General features: G+C 54.2%; 15 protein-coding genes. 14 read left to right on the top strand and 1 reads right to left on the bottom strand.

Going from position 1 to position 16,358, the window contains the following annotated elements; genetic code table 11:
- The 11 genes from AC2FLP_RS10670 to AC2FLP_RS10620 all read left to right on the top strand — a co-directional run.
- Positions 1-192, top strand: a 192-nt coding sequence (locus AC2FLP_RS10670; protein ID WP_496683168.1) for a hypothetical protein, incomplete at its 5' end; no start/stop codon positions are given.
- 1,142 nt (positions 193-1,334) lie between these two features.
- Positions 1,335-1,472: a hypothetical protein gene (locus AC2FLP_RS10665; RefSeq protein WP_299895621.1), complete on the top strand. Its 138-nt coding sequence runs from the start codon at positions 1,335-1,337 to the stop codon at positions 1,470-1,472.
- The gene (locus AC2FLP_RS10660) at positions 1,472-2,161 is read left to right on the top strand and encodes a hypothetical protein (RefSeq protein WP_496683170.1); all 690 of its coding nucleotides are present in this window, start codon (positions 1,472-1,474) and stop codon (positions 2,159-2,161) included. The genes AC2FLP_RS10665 and AC2FLP_RS10660 overlap by 1 nt, the downstream gene beginning before the upstream one ends.
- A 74-nt stretch (positions 2,162-2,235) precedes the next feature.
- Entirely contained in the window at positions 2,236-2,484 is a 249-nt protein-coding gene (locus AC2FLP_RS10655; protein ID WP_496683172.1) for a ParB N-terminal domain-containing protein, read from the top strand.
- Positions 2,485-3,017: 533 nt separating this feature from the next.
- Positions 3,018-3,719 (top strand): helix-turn-helix transcriptional regulator, encoded by a 702-nt coding sequence (locus tag AC2FLP_RS10650; RefSeq protein WP_170709681.1) that lies wholly within the window; start codon positions 3,018-3,020, stop codon positions 3,717-3,719.
- Positions 3,720-3,833: 114 nt separating this feature from the next.
- Positions 3,834-4,895 (top strand): ABC transporter ATP-binding protein, encoded by a 1,062-nt coding sequence (locus AC2FLP_RS10645; RefSeq protein ID WP_496683175.1) that lies wholly within the window; start codon positions 3,834-3,836, stop codon positions 4,893-4,895.
- Positions 4,895-5,851, top strand: coding sequence for an ABC transporter permease (locus tag AC2FLP_RS10640; protein ID WP_171238372.1), 957 nt, complete (start codon positions 4,895-4,897; stop codon positions 5,849-5,851). Before AC2FLP_RS10645 ends, AC2FLP_RS10640 begins: the two co-directional genes overlap by 1 nt.
- Positions 5,844-6,674: an ABC transporter permease gene (locus tag AC2FLP_RS10635; protein WP_425595924.1), complete on the top strand. Its 831-nt coding sequence runs from the start codon at positions 5,844-5,846 to the stop codon at positions 6,672-6,674. Before AC2FLP_RS10640 ends, AC2FLP_RS10635 begins: the two co-directional genes overlap by 8 nt.
- 50 nt (positions 6,675-6,724) lie before the next feature.
- Entirely contained in the window at positions 6,725-7,756 is a 1,032-nt protein-coding gene (locus AC2FLP_RS10630) for an extracellular solute-binding protein (protein ID WP_171238374.1), read from the top strand.
- Between the two features lie 108 nt (positions 7,757-7,864).
- On the top strand, positions 7,865-9,085 hold the full coding sequence (locus AC2FLP_RS10625; RefSeq protein WP_171238375.1) for a serine hydrolase domain-containing protein: 1,221 nt from the start codon (positions 7,865-7,867) through the stop codon (positions 9,083-9,085).
- A gap of 31 nt (positions 9,086-9,116) precedes the next feature.
- Positions 9,117-10,796, top strand: a complete 1,680-nt coding sequence (locus tag AC2FLP_RS10620) for an amidohydrolase (protein WP_281995932.1) — start codon at positions 9,117-9,119, stop codon at positions 10,794-10,796.
- Positions 10,797-11,152: 356 nt separating this feature from the next.
- Here AC2FLP_RS10620 and AC2FLP_RS10615 read toward each other — a convergent pair whose 3' ends face one another.
- Positions 11,153-11,662, bottom strand: a complete 510-nt coding sequence (locus AC2FLP_RS10615) for a TetR/AcrR family transcriptional regulator (RefSeq protein ID WP_496683179.1) — start codon at positions 11,660-11,662, stop codon at positions 11,153-11,155.
- 185 nt (positions 11,663-11,847) lie between these two features.
- Here AC2FLP_RS10615 and gntH point away from each other — a divergent pair, with 185 nt between their 5' ends.
- From gntH to AC2FLP_RS10600, 3 genes are all read left to right on the top strand, one after another.
- Positions 11,848-13,041: a guanitoxin biosynthesis MBL fold metallo-hydrolase GntH gene (gntH, locus tag AC2FLP_RS10610; protein ID WP_496683181.1), complete on the top strand. Its 1,194-nt coding sequence runs from the start codon at positions 11,848-11,850 to the stop codon at positions 13,039-13,041.
- A 204-nt stretch (positions 13,042-13,245) separates the two neighbouring features.
- The gene (locus AC2FLP_RS10605) at positions 13,246-14,850 is read left to right on the top strand and encodes a hypothetical protein (protein WP_496683183.1); all 1,605 of its coding nucleotides are present in this window, start codon (positions 13,246-13,248) and stop codon (positions 14,848-14,850) included.
- 52 nt (positions 14,851-14,902) lie between these two features.
- Positions 14,903-16,126, top strand: a complete 1,224-nt coding sequence (locus AC2FLP_RS10600; protein ID WP_496683185.1) for a HupE/UreJ family protein — start codon at positions 14,903-14,905, stop codon at positions 16,124-16,126.
- Positions 16,127-16,358: the final 232 nt, after the last annotated feature.

The following is a 16,358-nucleotide window of genomic DNA, read 5'->3' as shown; positions in this document are numbered from 1 at the left end:
GGATTAAGGTCCGGTTACATCGGTAAGCCGACCTTCACGGACTTAACCGCAGATCATCGACCATTAACGGCCGCTTTCGTCAGCAGCGGACGTTCGTCAAAATTCGGCGGAGGTCCGCAACGCGGACGAAAACTGACTTTCGCCGCGTTTGCAGCCTTGGCATCAATCTGCGCCCGGTTTGTTGCAAAGTGAACTTTGCGACAAAGGAAACTTCCTTGACTCTATGTCTGGTAGGAACCACAAGAATGCATTGGTGAAATTTATTCGTCGTCGCGATGCTGCCGACTTCGATGATCCAATGGCCTTCATGATATCTGTAGCATGTGCCCCAGCTTAGGACGGGTTCCGCTAGGGTGTTCGGAACGAGCTCGTTACCCGCAAACGTTCGCAATTGTTTCCTGATACTCGTCAGACGACGAACGACACATGAAAGAAGGCGATACATGAATAATATATGGCTCATCAACTGCGTTCCTGATGCCCGATAGGTCCGGCCACAGACACCGCATTAACCTGACTTCAATCAAACGTATGCGCGATGCTTCGTGTTTGATCCTGACATTGTTCGTGTTGCTTTCTGGAACGCAGCTTTCGGCTCAACTAGCGGCTGCGAACTCCCAAGTGGCTGGCAATGCAGACGGATTGGTTTGTGACCAAGGTTACGAATTCAGGGACGGATCGTGCCAGAGTGACAACGTACCTGAAAACGCATATTTGACAGGCAGTTCCTATGGTCGAGGCTGGGAATGCAATCATGGATTCCGGCGTATCGGGGATATTTGTGAGAAAATAGCAGTTCCTGAAAATGCCTTCCTCGCTTCAACAGGAGATCGGTGGACCTGCAATCGATTGTTTCGACGAATTGGTGAAGAGTGTGAGGAAGTGATTGCACCGGAAAATGGGTTCGTTGATACCCGATTTGGTGTGCAAGAAGCACATTGCAATTGGGGATTTCGCAAAGAAGGCCGAAACTGTGTTGCTATCGAAGTCCCTCTGAATGGTCGCCTAACCGATAAGCGCGGTGCAGATGGTTGGGTCTGCCTGAGAGGGTTCAAATCTACGGAAAGTGGCTGTGAACCTGTGGCCGTTCCTGATCACGCATACCTCACAACAGATACCTATGCTGGATGGAAATGCGAGCGTGGATTCCGTACAGCCCAAGACAAATGCACAGCAATCATCGTTCCAACAAACGCTCATTTGAACCGAAGAGGTGATGGATGGGAATGTAATCAACCCTTCAATCGCCAGAACGATACATGCGCTGAAAATTTGCCGCGAAATTAGACTGTTGTAAGTCATCGCCGCCACGTAAGAGCCGGAAGGATCAAACTGTGACTCTAGACTCGATTGACGAAAATCTGGGCAAAAAGCTCAAAGCCGAAAAGGTTCGCCGCCAAGCTTACGGACTCAAATTGTTTATCGCGTCGGTGGTGCTCGTTGCAGCGGCGGTTGTGGTGGTGTTTCTCTGATGCGCAATAGAGCCCCGCAAGTCAGTCTTCAGAACGCAAAGACATCAGTTTTAGGTAGGGAACAGCGAGAATTTCAGGACCGCAGTGTTCGAAAATCGCGAATTGCTGACGTATCTGGGGTTATTGAAGAAGAGTTCGGAAAGTACTTGATAAAAGCGGGTATTCTGAGCGGCAACAGCGTTGCACGGGCATTCCCCAAGCCACCTGCCAAGACACAAACCATGATTGCCGACGCTGTTGGTGAAACTCCGGCAATGGCTATCGAGGCGTTGAAGGAAATTCTTGACGAACGCGATAAGAAACGCCGCGATCAACACCGTTTGGAAGGAAAGTCTGGCACTTTTGTTCCCAGCGAAAGAGAATACACAGAAGCCTTGCGTCAAGTCAGGTTTACACCAGCGCAGATTACTATGCTGAGAGCACTTTCAATCGCAGGAAAGGAAGGCCTGACTATTGGTCAACTATCTCAGGCAGCCGGTTATAAATCGCGCGAGACATCCATCAAGGTCTTCAAAAAAGCAGGGCTATTGATCGCGGAATATCTGGAACTCGATCTTCCCGAAACCGGATCGGGACAGAATGGTAGTGCTGCACAGATCGTGGCCTTCTCTCATGTCGAAAGTGACGATAAACCGGCGACTTGGATCATGCATCAGGAACTGCGCAGCTCAGTTCGTTCGGTACTTTGATGTGCGAACCAGCGCGCGCTTTTAAAGGGAAACCCAAACCGGACCAAATGCACGGAAGGTTGCACAGGTAGCTTATGCTGGAGAAAAGACCGTACCCGCTCGAATTGATCTACGTACCTGCAAAACGTGCAAAAACACTTGATCAGAATAAAGTTCTGACGCTTGCCGAAGATATATTGCAGAACGGCCAGACGACCCCGATCCAATTACGCGCCGACAATAAGAGATTCGTGCTGATCGAGGGACTGCACCGATTGGAGGCCATTCGCGCCCTCGGCGGTGACACAATTGAAGCCTACCTGGTACGTGCCAGACTACACTGACATTTCCTTTGAACCGGCAGCTTAACGACCAACCGGTCGTGTGCGGTTGCAGCAATCAAATGACCCGGGAACGGCAACTCAGGGCTCGATGCGGACGTTGGTCGAAATATCGCGAATGACCGCAACGCGGACAAAGCTGCCATCCATCGCCATTGATGCAATGTCCGCTTCCATTCGAAACACTCAGCTATTCCTTGGATCAGAGTTCCTTTGCACAGACACGAAGTTACCCAGATTTGGCAAATCATCAGGTTCAAGTGCTGAAGCGATACAAGTGACAACTCAAAGTTACCTGGCCTCTTTGATCTTAGAAGACTTGTGCTGGAGCAGATTGCGGAATTGATCCAGCGAGCCGATGCGGAAAAGCTTTTCGAGGCAGATTTCAGTGTGAAAAGGTTGCCAAGTTAATTCCGACTGTCCACATTGGCTTGGAAACGCCCTATCGCTAGGTGGGATACTTGGGTAAGTCCGCACAACCAACGTACTCGGAAGACGTAGCTGGGGCTATTCGGGCCGTAGGGACGTCCAACTTTATGCCAGAGTTGTTGAACCTCATGCGCGGAGCAGCTTCGTTCAAGGGCGCGTTTGTCAGCCTTCTGAACCCAGGAAAAGCGCCCGAACATGTCTATGACAATGTACGTGCAGAACGCCGCTCGGTCGTTGTGGACCGATGGCTTGATCGCGCTTGGTTGCTGGACCCATTTGTTGTTCGTTTCATCGGTGAACGCCACGAACCGGTGATGGTGCTGAGAGACGTGGCGCCAGACAGGTTTGCCAACTCCGACTACTTTCGCATCTACTACAAGACCCTGTTTCTAAGAGATGAGATGGGGGTTTTCGTGACAATTGCCAACGGCACCTTGTTTCTTTCCCTCGGTCCCTCGGAGGGAAGAACCCGGTTCTCCCGGCGGGATGTCGAAAGGCTAACGGATCTACATCCAATAATATCGGCGCTTTGCGAGCAGCACTTTCATCGCACCCCCTCATCAGGCCAGTTCGAAGATAGCGAGGTCGATTTCGATGGGGTGATCGACAAGGTTTGCAAGGGTTTGACACAGCGGGAGATCGAGGTGGTGCAATCCCTTTTGCGCGGGCACTCGACGCGGTCGATAGCACTTTTGCTGGACGTTTCCCCTTCGACGATCAAAGTGCATCGCAAGAACATCTACCGAAAGCTGGGAATTTCTTCTCAATCTGCCCTGTTTTCGATGTTCCTGCATTCGACCAACGACTAGGCCTACCCCTTTGGGGGTACAAGTCACCCCGCCCTTTGGAGGTATTCACAGGTTCGGTCTCATGGCTCTAAGCTGATTCTGCATACCAACAAGTGCAGGTGTCTGGATCAGACCATGATCGACGTAAAGAATGTGACAAAACGCTTTGGCGAAGGCCAAGCGGCCGTAACGGCTCTGGGAGACGTGTCGCTGACCATTCCCGAAGGAAGCTTTTTCACGCTTTTGGGCCCGTCGGGTTGTGGCAAGACGACGCTTTTGCGATTGATCGCCGGGTTCGAGCTTCCGACCGAAGGCGAGATTGCACTGGATGGCGAGTCGATCGGCCATTTGGCTCCAAACAATCGCCCCGTGAATACAGTGTTCCAGAACTATGCGCTGTTTCCCCACATGAGCGTGGCCCGCAACGTTGGGTTTGGCCTTGAGATGCTGAAGAGGCCCAAGGCCGAAATCGACAGCACCATCAACGAGATGCTGGACCTGGTCCAGCTCGGAGAGTTTGCAACGCGTCGTGTAGATCAGTTGTCAGGCGGGCAGCAGCAACGCGTGGCTTTGGCGCGCGCGCTGGCGCCGTGTCCCAAGGTTCTTCTTCTTGATGAGCCACTTTCTGCGCTGGACCTGAAACTTCGAAAAGGGATGCAGAGCGAGTTGAAGCGGCTGCAGCATGAGACAGGCATTACCTTTGTCTTTGTCACCCATGACCAAGGTGAAGCGCTGGCAATGTCGGACCAGATCGCAGTGATGTCGGCAGGTGCGATACGCCAAGTTGGCACACCGGAAGAGATCTACACAGCTCCACAAAGCAGGTTCGTCGCGGACTTTATTGGCGACACCAATATCGTGCATGCGACGTTGCTTGGCTTTGACGGGGATGCGGCAAAAATCCAATTTGGCGAGGGTTCACCACTCACGGTTCATACAGCCAGCACCTCGCTCACACCCGGCCCCGTGCATGTGGCTCTACGCCCTGAAACCATCCGCGTGGTTGATGAGAGTGCAGAGACGGCGCTCTTGCGAGGTGAGGTCGTAGACAGCATCTATTTCGGGGCCGGGTCACAGATGCTCGTGCTGTTGGAAGATGGCGTCAGCGTTCATGTCCAGGTTTCCACCCCACGCCCCGTCGGATCGCGGGTTGGCCTCGAATGTGACACCTCCATGCTGCACGTGCTGGAAGACTGATGAGTGCCGCTGCACATATCTCGCGCACCGACGCCGAAACGAGATTGCGCGCGGCCCAAGAAGAACGCGCGCGTCAAAGGCGCAGAACGCGGCTCTTCCTGCTGACCCCAGCACTCGGGATCATTGGCATCTTTGGTCTGTTCCCGCTCTCGATTGCCCTGGTTTACTCGTTTCTTGAGCCCGGAACATACGGCGGCGTTGAATGGGTGTTCTCCTACGACGCCTACGTGCAGTTCCTTTTCGAGAGGGACATCTTTGATGATACGCTGAGCTTCAACAGCGCCTATCTGCAAATCTTCGGGCGCTCCTTTGGTCTCGCCATCACCACCATGATTGGCACCCTGATCCTCGGGTTTCCCGTGGCCTACTTCATTGCGGCCCGCCCTCCGGAGCAACGCAATTTCTGGCTCTTCGCCATCACGCTACCGTTCTGGACCAACCTCTTGATCCGTACCTACTCGATGCTTTTGATCGTACGGGACGAGGGCTTTGTGAACCTGATGCTGATGAAGATCGGCCTGATCAGCGAACCGCTTGAGATGTTGTACACCGACGGCGCGGTACTTGCCGGGCTGGTCTACAGCTACCTGCCATTCATGATCCTCCCGATCTATGCCTCGCTCGAGAAGTTCGATTTTTCGCTGCTTGAGGCCGGACATGACCTCTATGCGACGCGTACGCAGGTTTTCCGCCACATCATCATCCCGATTACCCGCCCGGGCATCGTCGCAGGCTGCGTGCTGGTGCTGATCCCGGCGCTCGGGGCCTACATCACGCCGGAACTGTTGGGCGGTGGCAAGAAACTGATGATCGGCAACCTGATCGCCTTGCAATTCGGGTCGGGGCGCAATTGGCCCTTTGGGGCCGCGGCAGCGCTGATCCTGATGGCAGTTGTGTTGATCGCGCTCCTTGTCAGCCTGCGGGCAGGTGCTTCGAAGGAGGGTGGACATGGATAAACTGCTGTCGATATTCCGCCCGTCGACCGGGTCTCGCGAGTTGCGCAGGCAACCCCTGTTTACTGGCATGTCCTGGCTGGTTCTGTTGTTCCTCTACGCACCAATTGCCGTACTGGTCGTGTTCTCTTTCAACGACAACCGCTCTGTTGTGCGGTGGACCGAGTTCAGCTTGCGCTGGTACGCGGCAGCCTTGGAAAACGACGACATCCGGCGTTCGGCGATGATCTCTATTCAGGTTGCGCTCACGGCGACCGTGTTTTCCACCATCATTGCCACAATGGCAGCATTGGCAACAACGCGCGGGGGCGTCTATCGCGGTCGCTCTGCGGCCATCGCGCTCATAAACCAACCCCTGATGATCCCCGAGATTGTCACGGCGATTGCCACGCTGGCCTTCTTTTCGATCCTGCGCCAGCTCACGGGGGTAACCGGGATCGGCTGGCTGATCCTCGCCCACACGGTTTTCTGCGTGCCCTTTGCTTACATGCCGATACGCGCACGTTTGTCAGATATGTCCGTGACCTATGAAGCCGCCGCTGCGGATTTGTACGCAACACCCTGGCAAACATTCCGCCATGTGACGCTGCCGGTCCTGATGCCCGGAGTCATGGCGGGCGCCATGCTAGCCTTTGTCGTATCGCTGGATGACGTGATCATCACGCTTCTGGTGGCCGGCCCGGGCGAGACCACTTTGCCTATCTACATCCTCGGCCAGATCCGTCGTGGCGTGACGCCAGAGGTCAACGCCGTCTCGACAATCCTGATCGGGCTGACCGTGGCCATGGTCACGCTCACCTTCTTTCTGCAACGCAAACGAAAATAACAAGAAGCCCGCGTCGGTGCGGGACGCTAACCACTCAACGGAGGACTAAAATGAAACACTCACTACTCAAAGCCGCCGCTGTCTCAGCCCTCGCGCTTAGCGCAGCCTCGGCCCACGCCGAAGGCAAACTGAACATCTACAACTGGGGCAACTACACCAACCCCGAGATGATCGAGAAATTCGAAGCCCAATATGGCGTCGAAGTCACGCTGGATGGCTATGACAGCAATGAAACCATGTTGGCCAAGGTCAAGGAAGGCAACACCGGCTATGACGTCGTTGTGCCCGGCGACTACATGATTGCGATCATGGTTGGCGAAGGCCTGCTGGCCGAGATCAACGCGTCCGAAATGGAGAACTTCAAGAACATGGATCCGAACTGGGTCGATGTCTACTGGGATCCGGGTCGCAAGTATTCAGTTCCCTACCAGTGGGGCACCACCAGCTTTACAGTCGACAGCGCAGTCTACAGCGGCGACATCAACACGCTTGGTCTGATCTTTGATACTCCCGAAGAACTCAAAGGTCGCATCAACATGCTCAATGACATGAACGATGTGATCAACGCCGGTCTGCGTTACCTCGGATACCCGCGTTGCAACTCGAACCCCGATCAGATGAAAGAGCTGATGGCGCTTCTCGCCAAGGCCAAGGGCGACTGGCGCACGATGGATTATGCGGTGATCGAGAAGCTGACATCGAAAGACGTAGACCTGTCGCAAAGCTGGAATGGCGCTGCCATGCGCGCTCGGGCGGATCGCCCCTCGCTGCAATACGCCTATCCAAAAGAGGGTTTCACTGGCTGGATGGACAATGTTGCCGTTCTTGCCGATGCACCCAACATGGAAAACGCAAAGCTCTTTGTGAACTTCATGATGGACCCGGAGAACGCCGCGATGACCTCGAACTTCGCGCGCTATGCCAACGGTATCAAAGGGTCGGAGGCCTTTATGGACCCCGAGATGCTCAGCGCGCCTGAGATCGTCATGCCCGCCGATGCACCGGTTCCGGACTTTGTGAAGCCCTGCGATCAGGATGTCGTTGACCTTTACAACAAGGTTTGGACCCGCCTGAAGCAATAAGGCTTGAAGTCTCCTGAATGACGGCCCGCCGTTGGCCGGGCCGTCACTTTCCGAAGTTTCTTACTCTGACTGCGACCCCTTTTTGGTCGCCCTGCGGGAGCGTGGAAAATGCACGACAGCAAATCCGGCACCAGGCCCAAGACGGCGCGTGAGATCGGCATCATGCAGGGCTTCCCGCCCCCGCCTGAGAAGCGTCCTTCGCTCGAGAACTGGGACCTTGCTCCGTTCAATCGCTGGACTTTCCAGAACATGCGAAGCCTGTTTCCTACGGTAGATGTGCGTCCAGGACCGGAGACCCGAGAATTGAAACAGGCCCACCGCGACCTGTTGGAAATCGAATTTCAAACTTTTGACGACCGCCCCCTTTCCGTCGCGGCCTGGCTCTCTGAAAGCTACACAGATGGTTTCCTGGTGCTGAAGGGTGACCAGATACTTACCGAGATTTACGCCAACGATTTCACTCCAGACGCTACGCATCTGGGCCAATCCGTCTCCAAATCCCTGATTGGATCTCTGGCCGGTGTGCTCCATGGGGAGGGCAAGCTCGACCTCACGGAACCGCTTGAAAACATCGTGCCGGAATTGGCCGCGACAGGCTATGCCGGATGCACCGTGGATCAGGCGCTTGATATGCAATCAGGGGTGCGTTTCACCGAGGATTACGGCCTTCCGGACAGCGACATGACCCGCGTCGATGTGGCGTCAGGCTGGCGCCCCGTTCGCAAGGGTGAAATCAAGCCAACCATTCGGGACGTTATTCTGACATTGCCTCAAGTCAGACCCCATGGGCAGGTGTTTTCTTACCGCTCGATCGAGACGGATGTCGTAGCCTGGGCCTTGGAACGCGTCAGCGGAGAAGACCTTGCTTCGCTCTTGTCGAGCCGTATCTGGCAAAAAATTGGCTGCGTGCATTCCGGCTTTTTCACAGTGGACGACGCCAAGACCGCGCTCGCGGACGGTGGGTTCAACGCAACGCTGCGCGATTATGCGCGGTTCGGTCGGATGATGGCCGATGGTGGCAAAGTTGGTGACCAACAAGTGGTGCCGGAAAGCTGGGTTTCGGGGATTTGTTCGGGTGCGGACCCCTCGAAACATGGTGATCCCTATGACGTGCTGTCTCCCCAAGGGGCATACCGAAGGTTCTGGTGGGTTCACGACCCCGGTCGGGGCGTGTTCATGGCGCGTGGAGTTTTTGGTCAACTGATCTTCATTGATCTGATGGCGGACGTCGTTATCGTCAAGCTGTCCAGCTGGCCCGACTATCTGATCCAGTCCTTTAGCCACGATGCCGTGCGCGCTTGCGAGGCCATCATTCGCGCGCTTGGTTAGTTCGAAACCCATCTCAGACACACGAGGCCGCATGTCGCCGACGCCTGATCTGATTATCCTCAACGGCTCTCTTCTGACCTTTGACGAGGCCACACCAAAGGCTTCGGCATTGGCCATTCGGGGCGACACAATTGTGGCTGTCGGAGACACCGACGACATTCGCGCCATGGCTGGGGCCGGAACCAAAATCATCGACGCTGCCGGTGGCACAGTTATGCCCGGCTTTATTGACAGCCACGTGCACCTTTTTGGCGGGGCGGCCGAGTTGGGAATGCTGGACCTGCGCGAAACGATGGGCGCAGATGCTCTGACCAAGGCGTTGCGAACTTTTGCGGCTGAGCACCCAGAAGAACCTTTGCTGATGGGCGTTGCGGCCGATTACGAAATTCTTGGACCAGGCGTTAAAACCACTCGGCAATATTTGGATCGCATTCTGTCTGAGCGTCCCGTTGCGCTGATGTCGGCTGACCACCACACGGTCTGGGCGAACACAATTGCCTTGGAGAAGGCAGGCATTCTTCACGGCTCAGTTGTTCCCCCCGGTTCGGAAATCGTGATGGCTGGGGACGGCACCGCACAAGGTCAGCTGAATGAAACCGGTGCTTTTGGCCCGGTTCTGCGCCTGTCGCAACTGGGAGGACGTGATCTGCTGGGCTACGTCACAGGAGCGGATCCCGAGCCACCCGCAACGCCCAAAGAACGCGCCTTTGACAAAGAGGTCATCCTACGTGGCCTGAACCACTGTGCATCCCACGGGATTACGGGGCTGCACAACATGGATGGCAACTTTTATCAACTTGAACTGCTCAGCGAACTTGAGGCCGAGGGGCGCCTTCCGATCCGTGTTCAGGTGCCCATGCATTTGAAGAACACCGACCCTCTGGATCGGTTGCAAGAGGCCGATGAAATGCGCCGCCGTTTTGCGTCCAATATGGTTTGGTCAGGGCGGGTTAAGATGTTCATGGACGGCGTGCTGGACAGCTACACGGCGCTGATGCTTGCGCCTTATCCGGGAAAACCTAAGAGCTTCGGTGATGCCGTTTTCAGTGCGGAACACTTCAACGAAGCCTGTATTCGCGCTGATGCAATGGGGTTGCAACTCAGCACGCATGCCATTGGCGACGGTGCCGTTCGGCGTACGTTGGACGGTTACGAGGCAGCGCGCAACGCCAACGGCGCCCGAGATTCCCGACACCGCATCGAACATATTGAAGTAATAGACCCCGCGGACCTGCCCCGGCTGGTTGCCCTTGACGTCGTTGCCTCTCTTCAACCCCTGCACTCACCCGCAGGAGGATTGTTTTCCCCCTATTCCGCCGGAGATATTCTGACAGCGGAGCAAATCCCTTTTGCTTTTGCATGGAACAAGATCCGTGAGAGCGGCGCCAAAGTCTGTTTCTCGACGGATTGGCCAGTCGTCCCTGTCGACACAATGATGACGGTTGCCGGGGCCGTTAACTGCACTGAGCTGCCACCTCCTTGGCTGGACAACCGTCAAAGCCTTATGGCTACGCTGTCTGCCTACACGCATGACAATGCCTGGCTAGAGTTTAACGAGGACCGAAAGGGCCGCTTGAAGCCAGGATACCTGGCCGACATCGCCATCCTCGAACAGGATCTTTTTTCAATTGATAAAAACCAGTTGGCCCATGCGCGCATTGCGCTGACAATTTGCGGGGGAAGAATCTCTTTTGGAGATCTCCAAAGCTGATTCCGCCAGAGAGGCCATGAAAAGATTGTGTCAAAGTTTCGATGCTCCTCCTTTTCATCGTCGGTTGTCAGCCTTGGGCACCGCAATGCCGACATTGGCACACGGTGCAGCGTTCCGTATTTTGGGCTCTTCGGTAGCCTTCGCTGCAACGGACAGGAGTGGCTGCTTCTGGAAATCGCGCCGTTCGCTGCGCGGTGCACGAACTGGTAAGATGCGGGACGAAGCGGACCTTGATGGTCACAGACTGAATGTCGGCTTCCGCCGTTGTTGCGTGTGATCTTCCTACAGTACAATTTGAAACTGGCGGTCCGTTTCGAGCAAACTCACAATGCCGGACAATATTTTTATTCTATCTTCTACTTTCCAATAAGAATTGCGTGTTCCCTTTCTATAACCTTTTCCCAGTCGCCTTGCGCTTTCAGACCTGTCGAAGAGTCTCCCATTAGCGAAGTAACCATCAATCTTCCACGCGCTTTCGCTTCTTCTTTTGAAAACCCGGCCTGTTCAAACATCCAGGCGGCGAACTGGAATCGTTTGCCGATGGTTCTTTGATACGATTCTTTCACCTTCTCATCGGTGTTCGCCCACACTGAGACAGCGTGATCTGGCAAGGCGGCGTCCTCTTCTATGACCTTTTTCATAAGAAGAAGAATGCGGTCTTCCGGGGGACCGCCAAATGTCTTTGCCTTTGCGATCACTTTGTCAGTCAGTTCCTGCTCCCAATATCTGAGAACCTCATCCAAAAGCTCTCGGACGTTCTTGAAATGCCAGTAAAAGCTACCGCTTGTCAGGTTCAGCCGCTTTGCCATTGGCACGACCTTTATCGCGGCAACGCCGCCCTCGTTGAGTACTTTGTAGGCCAGCAATATCCAGTCTTCCTTGGTCGCGGCGTTTTTTGGTGAGTTTCGAGCGATAGATTCTGACATTCAGATTACAGCATTCTTTATTTGACATAGAGCAGTCTATGGGCTTACCGTAGACATGTCTATGGTGAACGAGGGGATCACAAATTCGTGTTCTCATAAGAGGCTTCGCTTTGAAGGGGGGATCAATGAATAACTTAATGAAAACCGCAGCCGGCACATTGATTGCCTTAGTTATGACACTGGCTGGCACAGCCACGGCGCAAAACGCCTTGCCGACAGGTCGGAGTGCCAGTGCAATCGAAAACGGTGTTTATCCCGCGTCTTACTTTCCCAACACCGAAATCCTTGGCGCGGATGAAATGCGTATCACGGCACTGGGGACGGGTATGCCAAACCAAACCAAGGCAGCCGTCTCGATTTCGTTTTATGTGGAACTTGGGAATGGGGACGTTTTTCTTTTTGACGTAGGAACTGGCGCAACGGGAAACCTGTTCTCGCTGCGACCGGACTTTGCGAAGATCGACAAGGTCTTCTTCAGCCACTTGCATGTTGACCACGTTGGAGATTTCATGGGCCTCCACGTTGGGGGGTGGCTTTCAGGTAGATATACCCCGCTCCGCATCTTCGGCCCGTCGGGATCAGAAGATGAACTGGGCACTAAAGCCTATGTTGATGGCATGTCCAAAGCTTACGCCTGGGACTTGGCCACGCGAACAGGCGCGTTGCCGGATGACGGCGCCAAGCTTGAAGTCACTGAATTCGATTACATGCAGGAAAACGAGATCGTTTATCAGGAGAACGACGTCACGATCCGGTCTTGGCCTGCTATCCACAGCTTAGATGGCTCAGTAAGTTATTCTCTGGAATGGAATGGACTGAAATACGTCTTTGGCGGAGATACTTACCCGAACAAATGGTATGTGGAATATGCCAAAGGGGCGGACATCGCTTCTCACGAGGCGTTTCTTCCACCTGACGCTTTGGCCCCGTATTTTGGCTGGGACATGAAACAGGCAACCTACGTAGCGACGCGCGTTCATACCGAACCTGCGGCCTTTGGCAAAGTGATGTCTGCGGTCGAACCGCGTATGGCCCTCGGGTATCACTCTGTTCTTTCACCCGAAAATTATCAGGCGATTTTGGAAGGCGTCCGTTCGACTTACGATGGGCCTCTGACGCTCGCACGAGATTTACAGGTGATCAACGTGACCAAGGACCAGATCATTGTTCGGGAAGCGAGTGTTGACGACTATGCGTTGCCGCCCGCTGTGAGCGACGAGTACATCAATGCCCCGCGTTCAAAAGAAAAAGAGCCTTCTGAAAAGGTTCAAGCCGGCAAATGGGATGGTTACACGCCACCGCCAATGCCGGAAAATTAACGTTCAGGGGAGAACAAAATTCTAATTTGGCGGTATCTGTGCCGACTATTCCTGATGCTGAGCGTGATGGCCTCGGGTGCACAGGCCGTTTCAGCAGATGTCGTTTTGACAAACGGTTCGGAAGTCGCACCCAATATTGCTGTCCTTCATGTCAAAGATGATGGGGTTTACGTCGACCTTGAGGTCTATGTCGAAGATATTCCGTTGTTTGCGGATATGCTGCCAATCGGATTGTCATCCGATTTCGTCGAAGGTGAGCCAGAGATTGAACAAAGTTCTGCCCAAGCCGAAAGTCGGGCGCTGTCGATTGTTGGAAGGGACGGACAGGCCCTACACGCTGAAATCAGAAAGTTAGAATACCGAACGCGCATAGACCGGGCCTCACCGCTTGCGGGTCAGCGCGATCCATTCTCGGGTCAAATTGTGCCGAGCCCGCCACCAGATCCGCGTGTTTTGTTCCTCGAAGTGTTCTTTCCGTTTCAAAATTCACTTCCCGAAGAGCTGACTATAATGCCTCCATCGCGGGATGACGAACCCCTGGTGACAATCGGGATGCAGGTTTTTGACCGAGAGGTTCCGGTCACGGATTTCCGCTTCTTGTCAAAGCCAGCAGAGTTAAGGATTCACTGGCCTGATCCGTGGGATAGCCGTTTTTCTGCTGAAAGCCTGAATCGAAAAGCGCAGGACGGAACTTCCACCTTTCTTTACATCGAACCTCGTGAAGTTCGGCATGAGACGCTGATCCGCTTGCGAGAACTCGCGCCTTGGATTGGTGAAACTTTCACAGTGGGACAAACACTTTCACCACAGCGTAGCGCCTTGATCGTAAACCAGGCGGCGTCCTTCCTGGCTTCACGTAACCCTGTGACCATTGATGGCAAATCAGTGCAACCGTCAAACGCAACAGCAAAGCTCCTGGAGCTAACATCGCAGGGTTTTCAGGTTGTCGAGCCTGGAAAGGAAGTGTCCGTGAACAATGCGTTTATCGGCGCCATCCTGTCTTTCTCATCGGCAGAACTTCCCGATCATGTGACAGTCACATGGGATATGTTTGACCAGGAAATTTCCCGCGTCGCAACGATTTCAAACGATATCGCCGGGCCGTTCTTTGGAGCTGTTACACCAGCGGACCCTCAGTTTCACTGGCAGAACCACCTACTCCAATACCAAAGAGCATCTGTTACTCAGATTCCAGTTGAACAGCAGAAACGGCAGAAACTGACCGTGGCTTTGATCGCCGGGATTATCAGTGCCGTCTCACTCTGTTTTTTCCTGCTAACTAGAGGCAAAGTCGCAAAGCGTGCCAGTTGCGTGACTATGATTGCCGCAACATCGGCAACGTTTGTATTTTCGGGATATTTGCCGGAATTACCCTGGAATAAGCCCGAGCCCCCTGAGCCGCAGGTTGCGGAGGATATACTGCGCTCGATGGTCGAAAACTTGAACACAGTGACCCTGGAAATATCGCCGGCAGCAAGAAAGGCAGAGCTGACACACATTGTAACGGAAGCGTCTCTGAGTGACATCGCAACAGAGGTTGAACGTGGTCTCGTGATCCGAACGCCAGGAGGCAGTCTTGCTACAGTTACCGAAATTAGAGACCTGAATTTAGAGCGCGTTGACCCTACCCTCAAACCGGGTGGATTTAGCACTCTGGCCAAATGGACAGTGAAAGCTCAAGGCGGTCATTGGGGGCATGCCCACATGCGCGCCGTTACATTTCGGGTGCTGGCGGAGGTCATACCTGAGTCAGGCCATTGGAAGCTGGATGGATTAACTGTAATCGAGGCTCGCGATCCAAATGCATAAGTATTTAAGATCACAGGTTTTTGCTTTAGGCGCTCTGTTTGTCGGAGTGCTCTTGTCACTGACGCTATCAGCCTCGGCGCATTTTTTGCTTAACCTCAACGTTCGAATTTCGCATGTCGAGCATTCCGAAGACGGCCTACGTATCTACATGCGCACGCCTATGCCTTATCTGGTTGCAGATAAGGTCGGTGATCAGAATGGTGATGCCTTGCCGGATGCTGCACCATTCACGACCAATGCCATGAGCGACGGTCAGTTGGTCCACTTTGTCGACTTGCAGGCTGCCATGAGCGATCCCAATGGGCTAGGGCAACTCGCCGAAGGTGGGTTGCATCTGTTGGTCGACAATCAGCGCCTAAGAGGAACAGTTAAGTCCGTTCGCTTGCATCGCGTTGGAAATGAGCCCGGATTTGCAACTTTGGCCGAAGCTCAACAGGCCGTGGACACCGAAACGGCCTTAACGCCACCGCTTTTTGTTGGTGACACAATTGTCGATCTCGTCCTGCATTATGACACTGACGGCCCGGTCCAATCGTACAGTATTGCCAACGTGCTGGACCCCGGCTTGCCCGATCAGGACCAAACGGCCAACCTCATTCTCGACTACGCATCGGACACACCGCAGATATTCCGATCTCGGGGCCTGATGACTGAACCATTGGTAGTTCAGCAAGAGGGGTATGGAGGATTCCTGAGTTTTGTCTGGGAAGGTATACGACATATCCTCGAAGGATTGGATCATGTTCTTTTTGTTGTGTGTTTGGTCATTGGAGCGCAGACACTCAGGGCGCTATTGCTGCGTGCAACCGGTTTTACCGTTGGGCATAGCATAACGCTGTCGCTGGGGTTTTTCGGGTTTGTACCATCGGGCGCGTGGTTTGTTCCTGCCGTCGAAACCGGGATCGCGCTTTCTATCATATTTGCAGCCGTCGCAGCGTTTATGAGTTTTAAGGACAGCGCACGCTCTGAGGTCACGATGGTGCTTCTGACGACACTGATTGGCCTCTTGCACGGACTTGGGTTTAGCTTTGTATTGCACAAGATTTTGCAGGTTACATCCCCAAACATCTGGCAGAGCTTGCTTGCATTCAATCTTGGCGTCGAGCTTGGCCAGGTCGCCATTATTCTTGCGCTCTGGCCTGCCTTAATAATGTGTCGGCGCGTGAACTCCAGTTTGTGGATGTCCCTACGAGTGGGCTTAGCCGGTGGATGTGCGGCTATTGCCTGCTTTTGGACCTTTCAGCGAGTCGCCGAGGTTTATTCCACGCTTGCTTAAGGTCATTGCGATGGCGCGTGTCGTGATGGTCGCCTGGGAGAAAAGCGCACATTCGGCTTTTCCGCAGCATAAGGCAGATTGGGCTCACGGCCGCCGTTAGATCGATCGCAGCATCTTGGCCAGAAAGTGCCACAGCCCCTAGCAAGGACGGCCCAGAGCTGCCGTTCACCGGTAGTCTTCGTCGCTGCGGTGCGGACCGCCAGACCGGACTTTCGCTGCGCTGCCGAAATCC

The organism is Ruegeria sp. CDSA141 (genome assembly GCF_059612005.1).
Note: the sequence above shows the minus strand (reverse complement) of the source record. Positions and strands in the feature narration are given on the sequence as shown.